This window comes from endosymbiont of Riftia pachyptila (vent Ph05), from assembly GCF_000224455.1.
GTDB lineage: Bacteria > Pseudomonadota > Gammaproteobacteria > Chromatiales > Chromatiaceae > Endoriftia > Endoriftia persephonae.
The window spans coordinates 1-5,441 of sequence record NZ_AFOC01000144.1 but is presented as its reverse complement, the minus strand read 5'-3'; the positions used below and the strand labels follow the sequence as shown (position 1 = coordinate 5,441).

Below are 5,441 nucleotides of genomic sequence, written 5' to 3'. Positions count from 1 at the left end.
AATATCGGGCCTAAAGATGGCAAGGTATTCCCATATGTATGAATCTACCGCCCCGCCATCTGCCAACNTGCTCGGAAAGNCCTGCAGTATGGTGACGGGAAACCGCTTGAGGTGCGGCTGCAGTGTGATGGAGCGATGGCAGAGATCCAGATCCTGGATCGGGGGGCGGGTATCCCTGAAGCGCAGTTGGAGGCGGTGTTCCAGCCCTTTTTTCGACTCGAAGGGTCGCGCAATCCTGCAACAGGAGGCAGCGGACTGGGGTTGGCAATCGTTCGCCAGCTTTGTGACTTATATGGTTGGCAGATCCAGCTTGTGCCACGCCAGGGCGGCGGGACAAAGGCGTGCCTGAGCCTACCCAACTCGCGCAGTGAGAAAAACTCCCACTAAGCCCATCTTGGCAGGAGAGTATGCAGCCGTGGAAACGCGGAGCGGGGCGCAGGGTTCAATGCCTGACCCGGCTCATCGGCGTTGCCTGGGGCGGCTTTTGTTGTCGCTCCTGATCCCCTCGATGCCCAGATAGAGTTCGACCTCTTTCGATGCCGGCCCTAGATTGTAGTCGATGCCGAAGTCGGCCAGGGCGAAGCGGGTGTGGCCCTCAAAGCCGCGCCGATAGCCACCCCAGGGGTCCGTGCCGCTGCCGATCTGGGTGACATCGATGGTGACTGGCTGAGTGACCCCGTGCAGGGAGAGATTGCCGTGCAATTTAGCCGTGCCGTCGGCCAGTTCCTGGAAACTGGTGCTGACGAACTCTGCCTTGGGGTAGTTGGCCACGTCGAGGAACTTTTTGCTGCGCAGGTGTTTGTCGCGCTCGGCGTGGTTGGAGTCGATGCTGCTGACATCGATCTCGACCCGGACCTTGGCGGCCGCCGGGTTGTTCTCGTCGTAGCTGAAGCCCCCCGAGAAGTGGTTGAAGCGGCCCAGCAGCCAGCTGTAGCCGAGATGGGATATCTTGAACTGGATGAAGGCGTGGGCGTCTTTGGTGTCGATGGTGTAGTCGGCGGCCTGGGTCGGCAGGGTGGCGAGGCAGAGGCCGGCGGCGAGTAGGCCGCTGATGATCTTGTGTTGCATTAGGGTTGCTCCTTGGTGGACCCCAAGATGCGGGTCAGGGTGGTGTCGTGGTCAAAAAAGTGGTGTTTCAAGGCACCACTGGTGTGAACCGCTGCGGTGCCGATCAGGCCCCAGGCGAGCAGCTTATGCAGCCTGCCCATCACCTCCTCCTGCTGCTCCAGGCCAGTCAACAGCGCCGGTAGCTCGAACCAGTCGAACACTGAGACAGCCCGGCCATCGGCGGTGGAGATCAGGTAGCCGCTCAGCATCACCAGCAGGGGCAGCAGATAGAGCAGCCAATGCACCAGCCGCGCGGCTAAGTGCTCCCAGGGCAGGTGGTTAGGTAGGGCGGTGGGGGTGGGGTTGAGCAGTCGCCAGCCGAGCCGCAGCAGCACCAGCAGAAACAGCAGGCTGCCGATGCTGCGGTGCAGATCGGGGGCTCGACGGTACCAGGGGTGGTAGTAGTCGAGCCCGGTCATCCACAGCCCCAACCCAAACAGACCGAACAGGCCAAGGGCCACTAGCCAGTGCAGCAGGATCGCTGGCAGGCCCCAGGCGTCTGTCGTGTTACGCCACTGCATCGGGTGTCTCATCGAGCCTGCCGAACAGGCCGGCCTGGTAGTCCCGATAGGCCTGCTCGATCTGCTCGGTGCTGTTCATCACGAACGGGCCGTGGCGTACTACTGGCTCACCGATCGGGCGTCCGGCCAGCAGCAACAGACGACTCGCCTGGTTCGCCTCGATGACGACGCTGTCGCCATCACTCAGCACCCCCAATTGTCGCGGTTCGATCCGGTTGTTCTGCGTCTTATCACCGGCAATCGTTAGGCTCCCTGAGATCAGATAGATGAAGGCATTGTGGCCGCTGGCCAGTCTCTCCTGGTAGGTCTCGCCGGCAGGCAGGGCGATATCCAGATAGAGTGGCTGCACACTGATCCCATTGACTGCACCTCGGGTGCCGCAGGCGGTCTGCCCGGCGATGACCCGGATACGGGTGCCGTTTTCATGCGGCTCCAGCGGTATCTCCTGTGGTGCAAACTCCTGGTAACAGGGGGTGGCCATCTTCTGTGCGGCGGGCAGGTTGACCCAGAGCTGGAACCCCTCCAGCAGCCCCTGCTCCTGTTCAGGCATCTCGGAGTGCTCTATGCCCCGCCCGGCGGTCATCCACTGTACCCCGCCCGCTTCCACCACCCCGCTGTGGCCGGCGCTGTCGCGGTGCCGCACCCGTCCGGCCAACAGGTAGGTGACCGTTTCGAACCCCCGGTGCGGGTGGGGCGGAAAGCCGGCGATATAGTCCTGTGGATTGTTGGAGCGAAAGCTATCGAGCAGCAGAAATGGGTCGAGCAGCGGCAGGCTGTGGCTCGGGATGAACCGGGTCAACTGCACCCCAGCGCCATCCTGGGTGTCGCTGCCGCGGATGATGCGGATCAGCTGGCGTGGTTTTTTAAAGATGGTGGTCATCGTGTCCCTCCAGATTTTGAGCATCATGTGGAGAGAGTTTAGGCGGCAATAGCTGACTAAACCAGTCGGTCAAGTCGGGATGCAAGCCCCAAATCTATGGAACAAACTGACAATCTGCCGTGCCGTTGCCAGGTTCACCTGTTCAGGATGGAGGAGTCACTGTTGGTTGGCTATGCACCAATATTTTGTTCATAGTCCAAAATTTGTAGGAGCGTCCGCTTGCGGCGCGAATCAAACGACACTGAAGATATTTGCATCGCAAGCGGTCGCTTCTACAGGGTTTTGCTGTCGTGGAACAGGAGCCATAAGTGCGGCTCAGTGCAGATCCCCCGCCAGCGATGCCCTGATCGGCTCCTCCAGAGTGATCTCTGCCTGGTAGTGCGGGTGATCGATGCCAGCCTTGATGGTGGCACCCTGCTTGACGGCGGCAGCCATCTCCGGGGTCAACTCAAAACGCACGAAGTGTACCGAGGCGGTCTTCTCTTCGGTTTCACGCTCCAGATCCTCATTGGCGATGGGGCGCACCTTAGCGAAACCTTCAACCGCCACCCACAGCGCCCGCTCGATGCCGATCAGGCGGGCGAGTGCCTGGTGTCGCTCCTGCGGGTCTTCGTACTCCACCATGAAGGTTGCCTTCCAGTTCATACCGTCGGGGATCAGGGGATTGTAGACATCCAGTTCGTCCTGAATCCCTTGATGCTCGAAGATGCGCTCGATGCGCAGCATCTCCTGAATCTGGTACTGCATGGTTAGGGCGTCCTCGAAGTAGAGAGCAGCATGCTCGCCCAGAGGTACCCGGCGGTTTTTCTTGTGTTCCATCACCTTGCCGCGGAATTCGCCGCGCATGTTCGAGTACTCTTCCAGACTGTAGAGATCGTGGTGTGACAGTTTGCTCATCAGTTCTTCTCCGTTAACAGGTTTCTCTCTCGTGCGGGTGTTGGTTTGGATCGTAGGTCCGACTTCAGTCGGACCTACAGCCGGACCCGCAGGATGATCCATTGGGCTATCAGATCCCATAGGCCTTGCGCAGTAGGCCCATCGGGTGTTCGGTGTGGCTGCCATCGGCCATGCCCTGTTCGATATGGTGTCCGGCCATCGGGCAGTCGCTGCCGTAGTGGTCCGCTTCGGCCTTTTTGACCCGGTTCACCACCGGCCGGACAATCTTCATCGCGGCGTCGTGGGTCTCTTTTTTGACGGCGTAGGTGCCGTCGTGGCCGGAGCAGCGTTCGATCGCCTCGATGGTGGTCTCCGGTATCAGCGACAGCAGCTCGCGGGTCTTGGAACCCACGTTCTGTACCCGCTGGTGGCAGGCGGCATGGTAGGCCACCTTGCCCAGAGGGGTCTTGAAATCGGTATTCAGCTTGCCAGCTTTGTGGCGGTGCATCAGGTATTCGAAAGGGTCGAAGATCGCCTTGGAAACCTTGATGACATCGGGCTCGTCGGGGAACATTAGCGGCAGCTCTTGCTTGAACATCAGAGCACAGGAGGGGATCGGGGCGACGATATCCCAACCCTCGTCCACCAGTCTGGTCAGCACCGGGATGTTGGCATTCTTCGCCGCTTCCACCGCCTCCAGATCGCCTAGCTCCAGCTTGGGCATGCCGCAGCACTGCTCCTTCTCGGCCAGGGTCACGGGGATGCCGTTGTGCTCGAACACCGCCACCAGATCTTCGCCAATCAGCGGCTCGTTGCGATTGCCGTAACAGGTGGCGAATAGCGCCACTTTGCCCTTGGTGGGGCCGGCCAGTTCACCTTTCGCCTCTCTGCCGCGCCTGTCGGCCAGACGTGAACGCAGGCTCTTCGAGTGGAACTCTGGCAGGCGGGCTTCGGCATGTACCTCCAGCACGGCCTCCAATGCCTTGCGGGCGGGCTTGGCCTTGTTGATTGCGTTGATGACTCCGGCAACCACTGGGATTCCGGCGATGCTGCCGACCGCATCGGTGCTGGTGAGAATCCTGTCGCGCAGTTTTACATCGCCCTTTTTGTACTTCACCGCCTTGGCGCGCAGCATCAGGTGGGGGAAGTCCAGATTCCAGTCGTGGGGTGGGACATAGGGGCACTTGGTCATGAAGCAGAGATCACAGAGGTAGCAGTGATCGACTACCTTCCAGTAGTCCGCCTTGGCGATGCCATCCACCTCCAGGGTCTCTGATTCGTCCACCAGGTCGAACAGGGTGGGGAAAGATTGGCAGAGACTGACGCAGCGCCGGCAGCCGTGGCAGATATCGAATGCCCGCTCCAGCTCCTGAAACAGCGACGCTTCGCTGTAGAAGTCTGCCTCTTTCCAGTTGAGTGGGTGACGGGTGGGGGCTTCCAGGTTACCTTCTCTGATGCTCATGGTGTCGTCTCCGCTGATTACTGTTGAGATGGGGAGGTGCCGGGACCATCCGGCCCCGGCGTCTACCGCTTACTCCATCTCGTTCAGAGCCTTCTGGTAGCGGTTGGCGTGGGAACGCTCTGCCTTGGCTAGGGTCTCGAACCAATCGGCGATCTCGTCGAAGCCTTCGTCACGGGCGGCCTTGGCCATGCCGGGGTACATGTCGGTGTACTCGTGGGTTTCGCCGGCCACTGCGGTCTTGAGGTTGTCGACGGTGCTGCCAAAGGGCATGCCGGTAGCGGGGTCGCCGCACTCTTCCAGGTATTCCAGATGGCCATGGGCATGGCCGGTTTCGCCTTCAGCGGTGGAGCGGAACAGGGCTGCCACATCGTTGTAGCCCTCGATATCCGCCTTGGAGGCGAAGTAGAGATAGCGGCGGTTGGCCTGGGATTCGCCGGCAAAGGCGTCTTTCAGGTTCTGCTCAGTCTTGCTGCCTTTCAGGGACATGGTCTCTTTCTCCTTTCGGTTCAGTTGGTTTGTGCCTGCTAGGCACGGAGAAAATATAGTTGCTGACCTGAAATACCTCTAATTGTTTGTTTGAATCCAAATGATTGAC

The 5,441-nt window shown here is 60.3% G+C and carries 7 protein-coding genes; 1 reads left to right on the top strand and 6 read right to left on the bottom strand.

Translation table 11 applies throughout. From position 1 onward, the window contains the following. Positions 1 to 42: 42 nt before the first annotated feature. Positions 43 to 387 carry an ATP-binding protein gene (locus RIFP1SYM_RS15440; RefSeq protein WP_081417786.1) on the top strand — a complete coding sequence of 115 codons (345 nt, stop codon included), beginning with the start codon at positions 43 to 45 and terminating at the stop codon, positions 385 to 387. A gap of 72 nt (positions 388 to 459) precedes the next feature. On the opposite strand, the gene RIFP1SYM_RS15435 is transcribed toward RIFP1SYM_RS15440, so the two are convergent. The 6 genes from RIFP1SYM_RS15435 to RIFP1SYM_RS15410 all read right to left on the bottom strand — a co-directional run bounded on the left by RIFP1SYM_RS15435 (position 460) and on the right by RIFP1SYM_RS15410 (position 5,332). Continuing rightward, a complete protein-coding gene (locus RIFP1SYM_RS15435) occupies positions 460 to 1,068 on the bottom strand; it encodes a YceI family protein (protein ID WP_005966521.1) in 609 nt (202 codons plus the stop codon). Beyond that, the gene (locus tag RIFP1SYM_RS15430; protein ID WP_039960735.1) at positions 1,068 to 1,628 is read right to left on the bottom strand and encodes a cytochrome b; all 561 of its coding nucleotides are present in this window, start codon (positions 1,626 to 1,628) and stop codon (positions 1,068 to 1,070) included. The genes RIFP1SYM_RS15435 and RIFP1SYM_RS15430 overlap by 1 nt, the downstream gene beginning before the upstream one ends. Next, a complete protein-coding gene (locus tag RIFP1SYM_RS15425) occupies positions 1,615 to 2,508 on the bottom strand; it encodes a pirin family protein (RefSeq protein ID WP_039960733.1) in 894 nt (297 codons plus the stop codon). Before RIFP1SYM_RS15425 ends, RIFP1SYM_RS15430 begins: the two co-directional genes overlap by 14 nt. A 315-nt stretch (positions 2,509 to 2,823) precedes the next feature. Continuing rightward, positions 2,824 to 3,405 carry a DUF3501 family protein gene (locus RIFP1SYM_RS15420; protein WP_006475502.1) on the bottom strand — a complete coding sequence of 194 codons (582 nt, stop codon included), beginning with the start codon at positions 3,403 to 3,405 and terminating at the stop codon, positions 2,824 to 2,826. A gap of 109 nt (positions 3,406 to 3,514) precedes the next feature. After that, positions 3,515 to 4,846, bottom strand: a complete 1,332-nt coding sequence (locus RIFP1SYM_RS15415; protein WP_005966512.1) for a heterodisulfide reductase-related iron-sulfur binding cluster — start codon at positions 4,844 to 4,846, stop codon at positions 3,515 to 3,517. A gap of 69 nt (positions 4,847 to 4,915) precedes the next feature. After that, positions 4,916 to 5,332, bottom strand: coding sequence for a rubrerythrin family protein (locus tag RIFP1SYM_RS15410; protein ID WP_005966510.1), 417 nt, complete (start codon positions 5,330 to 5,332; stop codon positions 4,916 to 4,918). Positions 5,333 to 5,441 lie beyond the last annotated feature (109 nt).

Excerpts from the sequence above, each read along its gene's own strand:
- RIFP1SYM_RS15435 (WP_005966521.1), bottom strand. The coding sequence starts at position 1,068 with ATGCAACACAAGATCATCAGCGGCCTACTCGCCGCCGGCCTCTGCCTC.
- RIFP1SYM_RS15425 (WP_039960733.1), bottom strand. The coding sequence starts at position 2,508 with ATGACCACCATCTTTAAAAAACCACGCCAGCTGATCCGCATCATCCGC.
- RIFP1SYM_RS15430 (WP_039960735.1), bottom strand. The coding sequence starts at position 1,628 with ATGCAGTGGCGTAACACGACAGACGCCTGGGGCCTGCCAGCGATCCTG.
- RIFP1SYM_RS15415 (WP_005966512.1), bottom strand. The coding sequence starts at position 4,846 with ATGAGCATCAGAGAAGGTAACCTGGAAGCCCCCACCCGTCACCCACTC.
- RIFP1SYM_RS15420 (WP_006475502.1), bottom strand. The coding sequence starts at position 3,405 with ATGAGCAAACTGTCACACCACGATCTCTACAGTCTGGAAGAGTACTCG.
- RIFP1SYM_RS15410 (WP_005966510.1), bottom strand. The coding sequence starts at position 5,332 with ATGTCCCTGAAAGGCAGCAAGACTGAGCAGAACCTGAAAGACGCCTTT.